Genomic DNA, 17,023 nt, shown 5'->3' with positions numbered 1-17,023 from the left:
ACTATTAAATTTGCCTTACATCATTTAAAATTAAATCTGAGATAAGCCAGTTAATATTTCCTTTACCAATCTTTGTTAGCTTATACTCTTCACCCTCCTCAATTACTAAATTATATTTAAGGAAAGTATTAATTGTTGCTTCTAGCTTCTCAATTTCTAGATCAGTAAACAAGCCTTCGGTAATATTTACCTTGCGTATTTTCTGCTCTGTTCTCATTATCCGTATAATACTTTTCATTTCTTTCTCAAAATTGGATTTTTCTCGAATAAATTCTATTGGAATATTTCCTTTTTTAACTTCCTGTGACCACGTGTCAACATCACAAATCATTGATAAATAATAATTATCTAAATGACTATAAGCTCCATTTCCAAAACCGATATAAGATTTGTTACTCTTCCAATCTGATACACGGTTATTCCACTTTTCTTCTGTGCATTGTTTCTTTACAAACCAGCCACTTGGATTCTCTATATAGCCTGCATTTTCAAAAATCTCCTGAGCTTTCATATACATACACGAACACTGAAATTCGTAATCAAGTATAGAATTTCCATTTAACGCCATTTTACTATACGCAAGATTTTTATGAAGCTCCAGTCTGTAAAGCGTAACAGATGGGATTTTCTCGTTTATACATAACTCAATGTCATTTAAAAATTTTTTTTCTGATTGATTTACCATTCCATAAATTAAATCAATATTCATATTTTTTATATACTCTCTTGCCAGCCTTAACCTTTTAATTATCTCATCTTGTTCAAAAAGCATATTAGCAGCAAGTCTCACATTTTTTTCAAACGATTGCACCCCAATACTAATTCTATTGGCATATTTACTAATTATCTCAAGCTTTTCTTCATAAAGATTGTTTATATTAGATTCAACTGTCACAACATAACTTTTTGTCAGGTTCGTTATTTGCATTATATTTTCAAGGTAATAATTTAACAGATTTACATTTAGAATAGATGGTGTTCCACCACCAAAGAAAATTGATGTTACTTCGCTTTTATCAAATAACCCTTTGTATCTTTTATAATCATCCAACAAATTATTAATATACGCTGAATGCATACTTTCATTCTTTATTCCATTGGTGTAATTGCAAAACAAACAACGTCTTTCACACCATGGAAAATTGAAGTATAAATTAACTCTTTCATTTACATCTGAGTTAAAAATTTTAATTTTATCCTCATTTAACATTTCTTCAGCACTTTTATCATATTTATTAAACATTCTCTGGTAATCAACAATGTACTCTTGTGATTCCTTTTTCTCTAAGTATTTTTTAAAATTATTCATTTTCTTACGTCTGACGCATTATGATTATACACCAGTACTCTCCTTTCTCTTAATCAGTAGCCAAACTGTGAACGAGTTATTAGCATGATTATTTATGGAGTATGTTGCAACAGTTTATCTTTTACACTGATAATTTGTATAGTTTGCGTTAATGCTATTCATATGTAAATTATATCAATTATTTACTCTATTTATTATAAACCTTCTTACGCCTCCTTATAATTTTATTTATTAACTGCTTATTTATTAACTGCTTATGTATTAACAATATTGTATATCTCATCAATAACATGTTTAACTTTGTAATCACCTTTAAAAATCAGTAAATCATTATCAATATCAATATTGAATATGCTTTCAAGCTCAATTATAAAGTCCACATATTTTACCGAATCTATGCCGATTTCGTTAAAATCAGATTCTGCTGATACTTCATGACCTTTGCATATTTTCCTTAGATTATCCAATATTTCATTACATATGTCCTCCTTATTCATTCCTTCACTCCCTTCTCCTTACATTTGTTTATTGAACTAATTAACAACATATGCATTATAATCTATTTTTTTGTACTAGTCAATAATTTTTGTTAATTAAAACCAAACAATGGGGGGCATCGCAAAATAGCTAAATTTTAGCTGTGGAGCGAGCCTCCCTTTTTATGCAATTGATTTTCTTCCTTAGGTCTTCCGATAGAAAAATGTTGTCTTCTGCAAATCTCAAATTTACTAAAGCCATTGGCATACTTATATCCTGTAAACCATACTCTACCACTAACAGATATAGTCAAACGCTGTTCCACTTCGTCCTCAGGAAGTGGTTCTGGACCATAGCATATATTATTGGATACAATTCTTACCTTTCGTATCTGCAACCAGAACACCCCCTGTGCTATTCCTTCTTTAAAGCTGGCAACACTGCCTCTAAATACTCCTGCCAATAATCATTGGCACCTTCCATGTCCTGTATCCAATAGTACATAAATAGAATTTCTAGTTCTTGCTTCCTTTGATAAATGATTTCTTTGGCTTCTTTCTATACAGAGAATTCAGATTGAAAAGATTACTTTTTTGCAAAACTGTTTTTCCGACCATAAGCAAAGGCAAGAAGATTAACCTAATACTTTGCCCAAGTCTTATCGATCCAATCCATTATTTCTTCCGAAATTGATGGTATTCCAGAACTAAACCTCTGTTCACTCACAACTCTGTGATTATCTTTAATAAAAAGAAATAACATTTCTGTCTGATCCTTGAGGAACAAAAACTTTTTAATAAGCCTTGAGTAGCAATCATATGATGTATTTCTAAATTCACTGTCCGTATCATATAAAAAGAACATCTCATTCTCCTTTAGAATATTTCCAAAATACCTATGTATTTGCTTACCATATTCATTATATATACCGATAATCTACACAAAGTTTCATATTTTGATTACGTGCATCAATGTTAAATTCATTGAATTTATCTTCCTTTTTCTGCGTACAATATTTTCTTCAATTGTAAGCATCCAATCCCGCAATCACTCGCCTTTTCCGTATGGGACATATCTTTATGGGAAGTATAATTCATTATTCTTTTTCCACTCAAGTCAAACGACAGCTCAACCTTAAAGTTCTTAATTTTGTCATTATTTCAATTTTTACTCTATTCTAATCTCATCAACAAAAAAATATTTATGTAAATGTGAAAATGGTTTATTTAAAACATTCGGTATTGCTGGAAAAACATAGTTACAATATTTATTTAATTCTTCTTCCGAAGTTGCTCCTCTAACTTTACTCACCAAATTGCTACTATCTGAAAAATATCTTATCCCCATAACATGAAATGTTTCAGTTGCTTTAACATTATTAATATCTGTTTTAAGTAGATATTCTAAGAGCATTTGCGGAATCATATACTCAGGCTTAAAGGGTTCTTCCTTTTCCTTAACACAAACTGAACAAGCTAATAATAAGGGCCACAAAATTAAATAGCTTTTCACTAAGCTAGTATCTCGACTTCTTATGTATTTTTCAAGAATAACTGCGGGAGTATATGCAATATCTAAAATATTAATGTCCATTCCTTTTTTCCTAATAACCGCAATAGTTTTCTTTTCATCAACATTCCTTCCAATTTCCCCTAAACACAATTCTTCTGTCTCCCCAAGATACAAACAAGGTAGTCCCGGGTAACTGTATCTTTGTGTTCTTACCTTTCGTCTTTTATTAAAAGGTATATGAAACATTTCATCTTCTGTATATTCACCATACCTTATTCGTAAAAACTCTTTTTCTGTTAATTTTCTTTTGAATTCTTCAATTTCAGAACAGTTATCTAATATTTCATTAAAGCACTCAAGTGCACCTTTATGCTGTCCTATGTATTCAAAAGTGAAAACTTCATAAATCATACAATGAAACTCTCGTGCTGAATCCAATATTTTAGTTTTTTCCTCTTCATTAATAAGAAGGTTCTCCAATAAAATTTCATAATCAGTTAATTTTCCCATCAAGACTTTTAAAAAATCATCTTCGTCATAGTCTAATGGTAATTTCATACAATCATCTTCTAAGATTTTTTCATAACTCAACTACATTGTTCCTCCTTATATACTCATTTGTTTCCTCCTAAAGTATAGCACGTCACCCAAACCAGTTCAATCCCCTTTCTTTTTCATTCTTCTACTTTTTCTTACTATTATCAAATGAAAATCCGTTTCGTTAGCCGAAGATTTCTGTCACAATGTCATAAAATTAGGAATATAAGGAAATTAGACTTGTATTTTTGTCATACATTATGTAACATCGAATTGTCGGACAAGAAGAGAGGTGATTACATGAGTCCACGAATAGGCAGACCACCAACGGATAACCCGAAAACGAACAATCTTACCGTCAGACTGGATGCAGACTGTGCAAAGATTATTGATTGTTACTGCAGACAGCAATAGGTAAAACGCTCCGAAGCCATGCGGCAGGGTATTCTGCTGTTGGAAAAAGGTATTTCATATAGAGGGTTTATTGTAAAATGCTCTAAACTCAAAATATTCCTGCCCATGTAGGAGTATTATCTCAAAAAATCAAGATGAATAGGAACGGTGGGTTATTCATCGGTTACTTTACATTTTCTGATAATACTCCTATTTCTTTTATAATTTCATATTAAATGCCAGCCATATATAACATACTCCGTTTCTGCAAAATATTATTTTTAGACTAAAGCAACCTTATTATCTAATAATCTTATCTTACTATTTTTCTGAAGATACTCATAGGTTTCATTCATAGCACTTTGTATATTTCCACCCGTACGGTTAAATCCAAATATTCGTGCCGTTGCTACAAACAAATCGTCCTTCGCAATTCCAAATGAATTACTAATGACCGTTAACATTGCTTCACCCAGTTCTTCAACTGCTATATATTGAATTGGTCGGCTAACTAAATCAGTTGGTATCCTAACTGTAACATCATCACTATCTTTAAGCCAGCAAAACTCTCCTTTCTTGAATACACTATTACAATACTTACTCATCACCAATTCTACTCCATTTCTAACCTTTACAGTAGCTTTTTGATTTCCAAAAAGCGGAGCCACCCTCTTACATAACAGTTCAAAATGAATTGGAAACTCTTTTTTAACAACATATTCAATAACATTTCCAAGGTATCTATTATCATTATAATCCCGGTCAACTTCCCAAATATTTGCTTCTTCATAATTTAAGAACTCATAATCAGATAAAGAATCAACACCAATTTGAATCTTTTCAACGGAAACTTCTAAAACTTTATCATTATCATCTTCCAAAGCAGAGTTATCACTGATTTCCTCTATACATTCATCAACATAGCTATTTATTGCCGTTTCCACTGCTTCCAAGAGCCTCTGTCCCTCAGTAATTGGGTCCTTTATCCAATCCGTTGACCAAATGCGATAGATTTTCCATCCAATATCCTCTAGTATTGTTTGCCGTAACCTATCCCGCTCTCTGGCCGTCCTTGAAGAATGATATGTTGCGCCATCGCATTCAATTCCTATCACGAATCTGCCGCTTAAACTTGGATGCTTAATAGCCATATCAATGCGATAGCCTGAACAACCGACTTGTGTCGATACCTGATAGTTATTTTTGATTAAGAAATCATATACTGCCTCTTCAAAAGGCGAATCTACATTTACCACATCATTAGATGATATTTCTGTATCCAAAACCTTTTGTCCCTGTATTGCGAATTCAATATATGACCGAAGCATCTTAACACCCTCTGAATTAGTACTTTCTAGCCTTATATCAGTCGGGTATATAGAACCAACTAATTTGACATTATACTTTGCTCTTGTAATTGCAACATTTAATCTTCGATAACCTCCGTCTCTGCTCAGTGGTCCAAAATTCATATACATAACGCCATTAGTATCCTTTGCATAGCCAATACTAAAGATAATTGTATCACGTTCATCTCCCTGAACATTCTCCAGATTTTTTATAAAGAATCCGTCCAATTTCTCTTCATTAAAAAAATCTTCATATTCTGGATGCTGTAATCGTTTTTGCTGAATAGCATTTTCTACTGCATGTTGCTGAGCCTCGCTAAAGGTGATAACACCCAGTGTTCTGTTTGAAGAGTTTTTAATATGATTGAAAACAAGATTTGCAACTTCTTTTGCTTCTTCAAGGTTGCATTTCTTCCCTCCCCTGTCATAAACACCATTCTTGACATAAACATACTCTACACCGTTGTTTTCAACTTTCTCTATTGTAGATGGAAAAGTGGTCAAACTATGGTTATAAATCTTGGCATTTGAAAAAGCAATGAGGCTTTCATGGCGACTTCTGTAATGCCACTTCAATATTCTCTCTGGCAAAATAGTGCTTGCTTCGTCAAGAATTGATTCAAATATATTTGTTTCTTCATTTTCATCTTCATCGTCAGAATCAAAGTCATTATCTGATGTCGTTGCTGCAAAGAAGCTTGTTGGAGGTAATTGTTTGCAGTCACCAGCTATGACAATTTGCTTTCCTCGCATGATAGCTCCAATCGAGTCTTCTGTATGAACCTGGGAAGCTTCATCAAATACTATCAAATCGAAATCATAACTGTCAGCCTGTAAGAACAAGCTAACAGATAATGGAGACATCATTAGGCAAGGTTTGATAGCCATTAATAAATTTGGTATTGTTCTGAATAATTTTCGCAATGGCATAATTCTTCTTTGCTTATTTAATTCTCGCCTAAGTATTGCAATTTCATCAGACGCTGCTGTCATCCGATTGATATCGGGTATCTTAGCTAGCAACTTTTCTCTTACACGTATACGGGCAATCTTCATTTGAAGCAAATCCAAATTTCTAAATTCTTCAATAATGCTTTCTTGACTTCTTCTTCTGAATGAATTAATTGATGGATACTTGGGTATCATCGCATCTAGCCAAGAACGATAAAATCTTTTCTGATATACTTCTACAATTACTTTTGTATCGATACAAACATTACTTACTTCTTCTATGAATTCACCCAATCCAAGATTTTTACACTTTTCTGTAATAGCACAGTAATCAATCCATTCTTCTAGTGCAGACATATTATTTGCACATTTTTCAAACCGACTCATTAAGCTATTCAAATCAACATAATCAAGCTTCTCTTTATCATCGAATAGCATATATATATAATTCCATTCTTTCGATGTCTCACTGGTTAAATCCTCTAAACACCTTGCCCGATTACTACAATCTTTTTTAACCGCTGTATCCTCACATGCTCTTATGATAAAATGTTCCGGCAATTTAGCAGTTTCATTTAATTTCTGACACTCAATCACCCAATCAAGCTTCTTAATAATAGTCTCCCAATCGGTATCTACACCAGAATACTCTTGTTTAAAAATACTTTTTAATTCCTGGTCCTTTTCATTAATTTTCTTAATATACTGCTGTACCTGTATCAATGCATTGATACCCTGACTCAACTGCTCAAAGCTAATATTATATATTGCAGTTGATAATAATCCTTGAATTAGTTCATTGAATTTTTCTATCTCTTTTAATAATTCTTCAGAGTTCCTTGCCATAGTGCAAATATCAGTCTTTTCCCTAGGACTTTCAATTTTAACAATTCTATTTAGTTGGTTCAAAAAATCATTAGAAACAACTTCCTGAAAATGAATGATTGCATCTTTACACTGCTTTAAATCAATAGAACCTTGTATCATATTTTTCTTTAATATATCAGTTAAATCATTTTGACATCCTATTATTAATTTCTGAAATTCTTCAATAGATGAAAAAACACTTTCCCAATCTGTATCACTTTTAAGAAAATACTGACCAAGAAATTCTGCCATGCTACTTTGATTTTCCTCAAGCCATAATCTTTTTTCTATAATATCCTTAACCTTATTTAGTGCTCCTAAAATAGTTGCATCATCTATTTTAGTACCTGGAATCGTGTACAGTGCTTGCATTTTTTTCTTATCCTGTCTATATTCTTTCTTGAATGTTTTCAGGAAAGAGCCATATTCAGTTCGGTACCGTTTAATAATATTACTAAAATCGATATCAAGGATTTCTCTGTCAAAATCTTTCAGTAGCAGCAATGTTATCTCATCGATATCCATCAATGTACTCTTATATTTCTTTGCCAATTCAATATTCTTGCCAAAAGTCTGTCCATCAAACCAGGCTTCTGTTGGTTTTATGTCTTTTATTAATATTTCAAGAATTTTTATTGTTGCTGCCAATGCCTGAACTGTATTATCAACATTCAATCCTACTTCTTTCAGATATTTTATATCATTTTCAGTCCAGTTTAATTTACACTTAATGACATTTAGTTCTTTTTCTAATTCATTTCTTGAATTGTAGACTTCTTCTGATTTTGAATAATGTTCTGTATTTATATTATTATTAATCTTAATCAATATACTATCTAGTTCATCTCTCATCTGTACTGCATCTAAATCGAAAAATTTATCATTATAAATTGTCTTGATAAATTCCTTTTGACTAAGAAATTCGCTTTCCAAAATGTGATATTCTGTCGCCTTATTTCTAAAAGCTAAAATATTCTCATTTATAAACCACTCAACCGGAAGTTCAGGTGACTGTGCAAGATGTTTAAGTTCCATTATCAACATTTTGGTAGAATCCATCGTTATTTCTGATTCATAATTAACAGTTTGAATAGCCTCTACCATCTCACTAATCAACATCTTTATTTTAGGTAATAAATCTCGAATATTCTTTTCAATGTTTTGTCTCTCTATATGAGAAACCGTACCCAGAGTAACTCCCTTCCAAGGGTTATCTCTATAGTCAATCGTCATTTTACCAACAGTTTTTGAATAATCCGATAGCAAAAAAATAAACTCATTAAGCTTTTTAACAGAAAATTCCTCAACATCTTTAATTGTAAAGATTACATCAGGTACATCTGATAGTTTAGCCAACTTCCCTGTTATCTCATATATTGATTTATTTAAAGGTGGGCAAATCACATGCAGCTCTTTGGCATAATTATTTAGCCGTTCTCGTTGCTTTTCTAAAGCATTTAGCTGATAAATAGCATCATCTTGTAAACGTATTTTATCTGTATTTAGAGTTCGATTCAATTCAGACAATACTTCTTTTTTATTAACTTTATGACTATGTAACATCAAACAAAAATCATCTAATCCAGACAGTGATAATCTTTTATGTACAACCTCCAAAGCTGCCATCTTTTCTGAAACAAATAAAACTTTTTTGCCATCTGCCAAAGCTTCTGATATTATATTCGTAATAGTTTGACTTTTACCAGTTCCTGGAGGACCCTGCAATACAAAGCTAATACCTTTCTTTGAGTATAGTATTGCATCTTGTTGACTTGAATCAGCATCAACAACTTGATAAATATCTACAGGTTTTTGTTTATTATCATGGTCATAATCCGAATATTCTTCTGGAACATTTTCAATGTTGCTTTTGTCTCCAGCTAATGCCTTTAGAATTGGATGTGATATAATCTTTTCTTTATGCAGTTCTATGTCCGAATACATATTCATCTTCAGAAAAGAAAATAGACTAAGCCCACACTCAGCATCTATTTTCCATCCTTGAATGCAAACACTATCTTGAATCTGATTTAAATAAGCTATAATACTATTTTCATTTGGTTCAAACTCTGGAAACTCAATTCCAAAATCGTGTTCCATTTTATATGTTAAAGTAGGGTTGATGACTATTTCATCTTCATGCAATTTCAAAACATATGGTGAAGTTAATGAATCTAGAGATATAGATACCGGGACAAGAATGATTGGAGAAGTCATAACTTGTTTAGAATCCAAACTTTCTGTCCATTGTAGGAATCCAAAAGCCAAATAAAGAATATTAACACCTTGTTCCTCAACTGCTGTTCTGGCCTTATCCCTCAAATTCTTGAGCGTTTTTTGTTGTTCTTTGATTGTTCGATTAGTTGTAATGTCCCCTTGTATAACTCGCTCGTTTTCTACTTCTTCCCCCTCTTCATCCCAGATATAAGAAAAGGAAAATGATAAGCTCTTTTCATCCAATACAAGATACTGATACAGATCCCCCAATCCAGGACTAACAATCTTAATGTTTGACCTTTTGGTATCTCTATAATTTAATAACCTATTACGTTTACCTAAATCTAGTAAACTTTTTTTCCAGCTATCTATTCTACTAACTAAATCAGCCATATTACCACCTCATCTATTTATTCGTTTCCCTTTCGTTGCTATCTATTCTCAAGTTTCATATTGTCAACTGTGGGTATTATTCTTATATTGGAATTTATTTTGCGATTTAAGCTATTCATATCACTGATGTTTTCCAGCCTCACAGACATTTCACAATCATCAACCATTATATCTTCCATACTGGTAATCAACTTAATATCTGCTGCACCGATTCCTTCACGTATCATATTTTTTATTGCATATTTAGCTAATCCTATTGTAGTGAAACTTTTTTCTTTAATACCATATTTATCTTGGATAGCCCTGAACGTATAAGAAAAAAGGATGGTTCAACAACATGTCCCTGTCGATTTATAAACATATACTCATTCTATTTCTTAATATGCTGACCTAAATAATATTTAATTTCATTTGATATATAAGCTGGAAGCTCTAATATTAAACGGGTGATGGTATTAGCATTATCATACACTACTATGCTCAATGTGCTCCCATTCTCATTATAATCACCTACTTGTTGTCGGACGACTTTTTAAAGTTCCAACCGACTACAAATGTACAACACATTCACTTATCTGTCCTTTTCACTAAATTATTATTACTATCAAACTCTAAATCCTCACTTCCCTCTAAGTAATCTTTTTTATAAATTCTCCCCTGTTCATCCCTGTAGTAAACCGTCACAGCACCATTTTTATCAATATAAGTAGTTGTATTGTTATCATTGTCATAAATGAATTTACAACTTCCTTCAAGTGGCATCTGCTGTTCAATCACTCTACCATATTCGTCATATATATTTTGAATTGTATATTCATTATTTACATGTAACTTTGTGATGCGACCAGCATTGTCATATTCATATCTCGATATTTGCCCATCATAGCCTTCAACACAAACCAAATTCCCTTCTGCATATTCAAATTTTACAGTTCTGCCTGATTTATCGGAAACTTTGGACAGCAATTCATTCTCATATGAATAATTGATCCAAAACTCTCCTTGCTTTGCTAATACCAATTTCCCATATTCATCGTATTCGAAATGAATTTCATTGTCATACGCTGTCTTTAATGATATCAATTTAAGATTATTATAATCAAATTGGTATACCGTTTTATTTTCTAGAATAATAGTAATATTTGCATCAACAATGCTTATCTTAGAATTCGTCCCTGGAGTTTCATACCAAATTCCATCATCCCCAAAGATAAAATCTTCCGAATGACCATCTTCATGCCATAGCCTCAGTCGACGTTCACTTAACTTTTGTAAATAAATATCATAATTACTTCTCCAATTCTTTCCCACCACTCCTTGGTATGAATCCAAAGAATTATAATACCGACTAAAATTAATAGAAATATTTCCTTCATAAGACAGATCCGTATTACCTGTTAAAAAATTTCCATTAGCAACATTTACTGGATCTCCGGCAGTGCACGTTAACCCTTTGACCAATGAATCATAGCCCAAGTCTGGATTTTTATTTATTTCTGATACTATTTTAGAAACCATAAAAGCATAGAGCAGCAAATCATCAAATGCTTTCCTACCAAAATTACTTGTAAAATGAGAATAGCTGTGTTCCCATGTTAATGCAGAAGCAATTACAATACCTTTACCAATCGGATATTCAATTAATGTCGGCTTGGATTCCCCAGCATTTAAAATAATATTTGCATCAACAGGAAGCGAACTAACCTGAAAATAGCGATGACTCGCATAATTATTATACAATTGACTATTTGTCAACGGAGTTTCATTTGTTAATAAACCAGTTACAACTGGATGAGAGGCGTCTGCAATGTAGTTATAATGCTGATAATCAACTGGTCCTAATTGAATATCCCCAGGAATTAATAGATCGCTATGTCCACCTCCCCATCCTGCATCACAAATCCCGTATAATAACGTACCGCCGTTCATTACAAACAATTCTAGTTCCGTTCTTATTTGGGATAATGTTCGATAAAAACTGTCAATCTGATCATTTGCAACGATAATTAATCTATAATTAGACAAATCCATATTTGCTACATTTTCAACAGTGACTACTTGATAGCTAATACCTAATTCACTTAACACATTTTCATTTGCAGAAGAATCCCAAGGATTCTTATTTTTTATTAGTAAAACATCTGCTTGTGTTTGTGAAGCCCGTAAAGAATAGGTACCTAAATTATTCTCGCTTGTAATATATTCTATTGAGTCCGTTTCATTTGCTTCTGGTGCAATTGCTGTATTCATTCCATCAGCAATCATCATTTGATCATCTTCAATTTCACTTGCATATGCGCTAGTTGGTATCATGTTTACTATCATTAATAAACTCAATATAACAGCAACTATTTTTTTACGATAACCCATAAAGACCTCCTACATAATTTTTTATAACAGCTACTATTAAACTAAATAGTAGCGAATTATTGATTTTTTACTCAGCACAAGTTGGTACAAGATAGATATACTATTAGTTTTCACGTCTCGTCTTATTATTAATGCAGTGCTAATACTTTCCAGTTTCTTTTTCTAAAGTATAACATCTTTTGAAAACCAGTTCAATCCCCTTTCTTTTTCATTCTTCTACTTTTTCTTACTATTATCTGATAAGTAGCCATTTCCACAGTCACAGATTTCTGTAACACAGTGATAAAATTAGCAATATAAGAAAAGCGGGCAGTATTTCGTACTTTATGTAACATTGAATGGGTGGACAAGTAGTAAGGTGATTGGACGGGTGGACTTCAAACACAGAAAAAGGCATTCACTGTTGGAATGCCTTTTTCTGTGTTGAACTGTACATTTACAGGCATATTTCTGTTTGTATGCCTGACTGAAACTCAACGATAATCCGTTTATCGGAAACCGTCACTTTTTCAATCAGCCGCCTGACCAGCTGTTCCTCATACTCGGCTAGTTCTGCTGACTGCCTTTCCAGGAACTTTTCCATTTCTTTCATTCGCTTTCTCTGCCCCTCCTGCTCAGCATATTCCAGGAATGCATTCTGCTTGAATTCCCGCAAACGGTTCATTTCCTCTGCAACTCCATCATAATCCTGATGGGAAGTGGCAAGTTCCAGCAGCTTTCTCTGCAGTTCCTTCAGCCTGCTGTCAATGCCCTCCACCACGTTGTCTTGTTCAGCAAGGAGAACCGCCGCAATGTTTTCCTTTAGCTTGCCAATCACATCACTTTTGTTACCCAGTATCTGATTGATCGCTTTCATCACTGCTTTTTGCAGATCTGGCTCATAAATAGTAGGAGCCAGGCAGGTAGAGCCTTTCCCCTCAAGTCTGCTGGTACACCGCCAGACAATGGATTTGCAGCCATGGTTGTTCCAGTGAACCCTGCGGTAAATTTCGCCGCACTCCCTGCAGAATACCATGCCGGATAGTGCAAACCGGCTGCTATAGACACGTTTCTTTCCGTTCTTGCTGCTTCGAAGGCTTGCCCGTCGCACCATTTCTTCCTGCACCTGTAAATAAAGGTCACGGGGAATAATCGCTTGGTGGTTATTTTCCACATAATACTGGGGAACAATTCCATGATTTTTCACACGCTTTTTGGTCAGAAAATCCACGGTATACGTTTTCTGTAACAGAGCATCGCCAATATACTTTTCATTCTGTAGGATTTTTTTAAGCGTTTCCGGTCTCCACTTTGCTTTTTTCGCAGCGGTGAGAATGCTGTCTGCTTCCAGTCCTCTTGCAATCTGTATCAGACTGGCACCTTCCAGATATTCTCGGTAAATTCTTTTCACAATCTCTGCCTCTTCTGGCACAATGACAAGCCTTTTCTCCTCATCCTTCGTGTATCCAAGGAATCGGTTGTGGTTGACCTGCACCTCTCCGTTCTGGTACCGATACTGCAGTCCCAATTTCACATTCTGGGAAAGCGACTGGCTCTCCTGCTGTGCAAGGCTTGCCATGATAGTCAGCAGTACCTCTCCCTTGGCATCCATGGTGTTGATATTTTCTTTCTCAAAAAATACAGCAATGTTCTTGTCTTTCAGTTCTCGAATGAATTTTAGGCAGTCCAGCGTATTTCTCGCAAATCGGCTGATGGATTTGGTAATAATCCTATCAATATTCCCCTTCATACACTCTTGAATCATACGATTGAACCCTTCCCTTTTTTTGGTATTGGTACCACTTATCCCATCATCTGCGTATATCCCAGCCAATTCCCATTCACTGTTTTTCTGAATCAGCTGCGTATAATGCTCCACCTGTGCCTCATAGCTGGCAGCCTGCTCCTCGCTGTCTGTAGATACACGGCAGTAAGCTGCTACTCGTACTTTCGGCTTTTCCTGTTCCTTGATGGTATTTCCCACACGCTTTCGTGCAGGAATAACCATTATCCTCTTACTTCCTTCCATTCTGTTCCACCCCATTTTCTATCAGATGATAGGCATATTCTGCCTGTTTGAATGGGTCCGTGTATTGAGGCAGAACCTTCGGCAAGTGAAACTGCAGGTTCAATTCTGGCTTTTGCGGTTCTTCCCGTTCCCGTATTCTTCCCAGGGATTTTGCTTTCTCCATCCGCTTTTCTTCTGCCTTCTCAAACGTTTCCTGGTCAAGAATAGCAGGATAATACGCATCTCCAAGGTAATGCCTGTTTCTAAGTATCCGCCCTGCACTTCTGTGGTACAGCTTAAGACCAGCTTTTTCAGCAGCTGCCCTAAGTGCCAGACCAGAAAGATATCCGTTAAAAAACTCACGAATGGCTGCCGCCTGTTCTTTCTCTACCACTGCCTGACCCTCCACAATGCGGTAACCGTATGGGATATGGTTCATTTAATCCACCAGCCTTTCTTTCAGATTTAATCCACATTTTAGTTCAAACAGAATCTCACTTCTTGACAACACCACACTCTTGTCCACATAGGCACGAAACACTTCCTCGTCAAATTCGGTCACCCTTTTTTTCTTAGCAGTAAACCGCAGTAATTTCTCCAAGGCATCCACTCTCGCTTTATTTCCTTTCACAGCATGTATCAAATTTCCTTTTTCCTGTTTCAGCATTTCTGCCTCACGGGTAAGTACGTTGCTCTCCTTATTGAAAAGAGCAGGTTCCAGATATCCACCTGCCATCAAACTGGTAAGTACCTGCCTCTGTTCCCTATTTTTTTCAAGTCGCCTTTCATAATCCTGTATCTTTAATACCCTGTCTTTGTCATCCAGTCCTTTCAGACTTTTCTGCAACGGTCTGAGTACCGTCTGCTGTGCAAAAATCAGCTTGTTCATCATAGTAAGAAAAGCAGCCTTGACTGCCTCATCTGTCATGTATTTCATAGAACAGGACTGTTTGGCTGCAATGTGCTGGCTGCAGCACCATGCCACATATGAACCACTTGGCTTATAGTGAATTCTTCGTTTCCATTTACCTCCACATTCTCCACATTGGATTCTGCCAGAGAAGCCATAACGATTCTGATATTTTCCTGTGTCTGTACCATTTCCTTTTTCTCTGCCACGCTGCTTTACAACCTCATTTGCCTGATGAAACATCTCATGGCTGACAATCGGCTCATGATGCCCCTGCATAAGATATTGGTTCTGTTCGCCATAATTGATATGGCGGTTGAAACGGCTGTCAGTATAGGTCTTTTGGAACATCACGTCACCTGTGTATTTCTCATTTCGGAGGATGGCAAGAATGGTCCCTGAAGTCCAGGTTCCACCTCTTTTGGTTGGCACCCCTTTTTCCGCTAACTCCTTTGCCATTGCATGGGGACTTTTGCCTGCAAGTGTATCTGCAAATATCCCTTTGACCACTTCTGCCTGCTCCAGCACAATCACCATCTCCCCCTCCACATTTTTATACCCGTAAGGCGGATAGGAAATAATATAGGTGCCGTTCTGAAATTTCTTCTGAATGCTCCACTTTTCATTTTCTGAAATGGATACGGACTCACTCTCTGCCAGACTGCTTAAAATGGAAAGCATCCACTCACTCTCCATTGTTCCTGTGTTCAGATTTTCTTTTTCAAACTCGATGCAGACATTCCATTCCAAAAGTTTTCTCACCAGTTCTAGACAGTCCGTGGTATTTCGACAAAATCGGCTGATAGACTTGGTCATAATAAAGTCAATCTTTCCTTTTCCGCAGTCTGCAATCAGAGAAAGCAGTCCGTCACGGTTTTCTTTCTTGGTACCGCTGATACCCTCATCATAGTAAAGACCTGCTAATTCCCATTCCTGATTGGCTTTGATGTAATTCTCATAATGTACTTTCTGAGCCGCAAGGCTTATCCGCTGTTCCTCACTTGCTGTGGAGACACGGCAGTAAGCTGCCACACGGAGTTTTTTCTTTGAATCATTGTTTCCCTCAATTTTTGTAACCCTTTTCATCCACTCACCTCACTTTCCGCAGGTCATATATTACCTCTAATTCCTATCTATATCAACGAATTCAGGGCATAAGCTCCGCCAGATAAGGTGAGAAAGTCTGGCGGTTTTTCTCTGTAATTTTGTGACATTCCTCTATAGAAATCAGACCATGATCCAGTAGGTTTTGCACTATTTTCTGGACAAGGATATACTGGTATTCATTTTGCAATTGTTCATACGTCATTTTCTTTGCTTCTCTCAGCACACCAGGATTGCCATCAATTCTCGTTACATTCATAAAAAACACCTCCTACCGATCGCAGCACTGCCTGAGGAATCCCCCCGCATACGGAGTTCCCGAATCTGTTTTTCTTGTGAAGCCGTCATTCCTTTTTTATCCTTTCTTTCCAGCAATAAAATAAGTGCAGCTGTCAGAGTTAATTACTCTCCAACAGCTACACTTTTATGGTACTAAAAAAGACCTTAAAAACATCGCTTTTTCACTTGTTTTTTGGTCTAAAATCTTCTTTTTTATTTACTTTTTAACAAAACCTCTATTCTCTATTTCAACTATTGCCTGCATCCTTCAGCTATTTTTTTCGTTTTGGGTATCCCCCCTGTTTAATTCTGCGAAATTCTGCGTAAAAGGGTGCATCGGTATTTCTTGTAAAAGGTTGTAGAGATTT

At 35.1% G+C, this 17,023-nt stretch carries 12 protein-coding genes; all 12 read right to left on the bottom strand.

Annotated elements, in window-relative coordinates:
• Positions 1 to 4 precede the first annotated feature (4 nt).
• The 12 genes from BM305_RS17860 to BM305_RS17805 all read right to left on the bottom strand — a co-directional run bounded on the left by BM305_RS17860 (position 5) and on the right by BM305_RS17805 (position 16,635).
• Complete coding sequence (locus BM305_RS17860) at positions 5 to 1,309, bottom strand: radical SAM protein (RefSeq protein ID WP_092564139.1); 1,305 nt, start codon at positions 1,307 to 1,309, stop codon at positions 5 to 7.
• A gap of 254 nt (positions 1,310 to 1,563) precedes the next feature.
• Positions 1,564 to 1,806, bottom strand: coding sequence for an acyl carrier protein (locus BM305_RS17855; RefSeq protein ID WP_092564136.1), 243 nt, complete (start codon positions 1,804 to 1,806; stop codon positions 1,564 to 1,566).
• A 137-nt stretch (positions 1,807 to 1,943) separates the two neighbouring features.
• A complete protein-coding gene (locus BM305_RS17850) occupies positions 1,944 to 2,183 on the bottom strand; it encodes a hypothetical protein (RefSeq protein ID WP_092564133.1) in 240 nt (79 codons plus the stop codon).
• A 242-nt stretch (positions 2,184 to 2,425) separates the two neighbouring features.
• Complete coding sequence (locus BM305_RS19570; protein ID WP_242940584.1) at positions 2,426 to 2,650, bottom strand: hypothetical protein; 225 nt, start codon at positions 2,648 to 2,650, stop codon at positions 2,426 to 2,428.
• A 303-nt stretch (positions 2,651 to 2,953) separates the two neighbouring features.
• Positions 2,954 to 3,889 (bottom strand): hypothetical protein, encoded by a 936-nt coding sequence (locus tag BM305_RS17840; protein ID WP_092564130.1) that lies wholly within the window; start codon positions 3,887 to 3,889, stop codon positions 2,954 to 2,956.
• A 620-nt stretch (positions 3,890 to 4,509) separates the two neighbouring features.
• A complete protein-coding gene (locus tag BM305_RS17835) occupies positions 4,510 to 10,005 on the bottom strand; it encodes a DUF4011 domain-containing protein (RefSeq protein ID WP_092564127.1) in 5,496 nt (1,831 codons plus the stop codon).
• Between the two features lie 38 nt (positions 10,006 to 10,043).
• Positions 10,044 to 10,232 (bottom strand): hypothetical protein, encoded by a 189-nt coding sequence (locus tag BM305_RS17830; RefSeq protein ID WP_092564124.1) that lies wholly within the window; start codon positions 10,230 to 10,232, stop codon positions 10,044 to 10,046.
• Between the two features lie 340 nt (positions 10,233 to 10,572).
• Positions 10,573 to 12,375: a DUF6531 domain-containing protein gene (locus BM305_RS17825; RefSeq protein WP_092564121.1), complete on the bottom strand. Its 1,803-nt coding sequence runs from the start codon at positions 12,373 to 12,375 to the stop codon at positions 10,573 to 10,575.
• A 436-nt stretch (positions 12,376 to 12,811) separates the two neighbouring features.
• Positions 12,812 to 14,383 (bottom strand): recombinase family protein, encoded by a 1,572-nt coding sequence (locus tag BM305_RS17820; protein ID WP_092564118.1) that lies wholly within the window; start codon positions 14,381 to 14,383, stop codon positions 12,812 to 12,814.
• Positions 14,370 to 14,801 (bottom strand): serine integrase family protein, encoded by a 432-nt coding sequence (locus BM305_RS17815; protein ID WP_092564115.1) that lies wholly within the window; start codon positions 14,799 to 14,801, stop codon positions 14,370 to 14,372. The genes BM305_RS17820 and BM305_RS17815 overlap by 14 nt, the downstream gene beginning before the upstream one ends.
• Positions 14,802 to 16,358 carry a recombinase family protein gene (locus BM305_RS17810; RefSeq protein ID WP_092564112.1) on the bottom strand — a complete coding sequence of 519 codons (1,557 nt, stop codon included), beginning with the start codon at positions 16,356 to 16,358 and terminating at the stop codon, positions 14,802 to 14,804.
• 61 nt (positions 16,359 to 16,419) lie between these two features.
• Positions 16,420 to 16,635 (bottom strand): SHOCT domain-containing protein, encoded by a 216-nt coding sequence (locus tag BM305_RS17805; RefSeq protein ID WP_092564109.1) that lies wholly within the window; start codon positions 16,633 to 16,635, stop codon positions 16,420 to 16,422.
• Between the last annotated feature and the right edge of the window lie 388 nt (positions 16,636 to 17,023).

It is taken from the genome of Anaeromicropila populeti, from assembly GCF_900112775.1.
Lineage (GTDB): Bacteria > Bacillota > Clostridia > Lachnospirales > Lachnospiraceae > Anaeromicropila_A > Anaeromicropila_A populeti.
The sequence above is the reverse complement of the archived record's forward strand: the minus strand, read 5'-3'. Positions and strand labels throughout refer to the sequence as shown.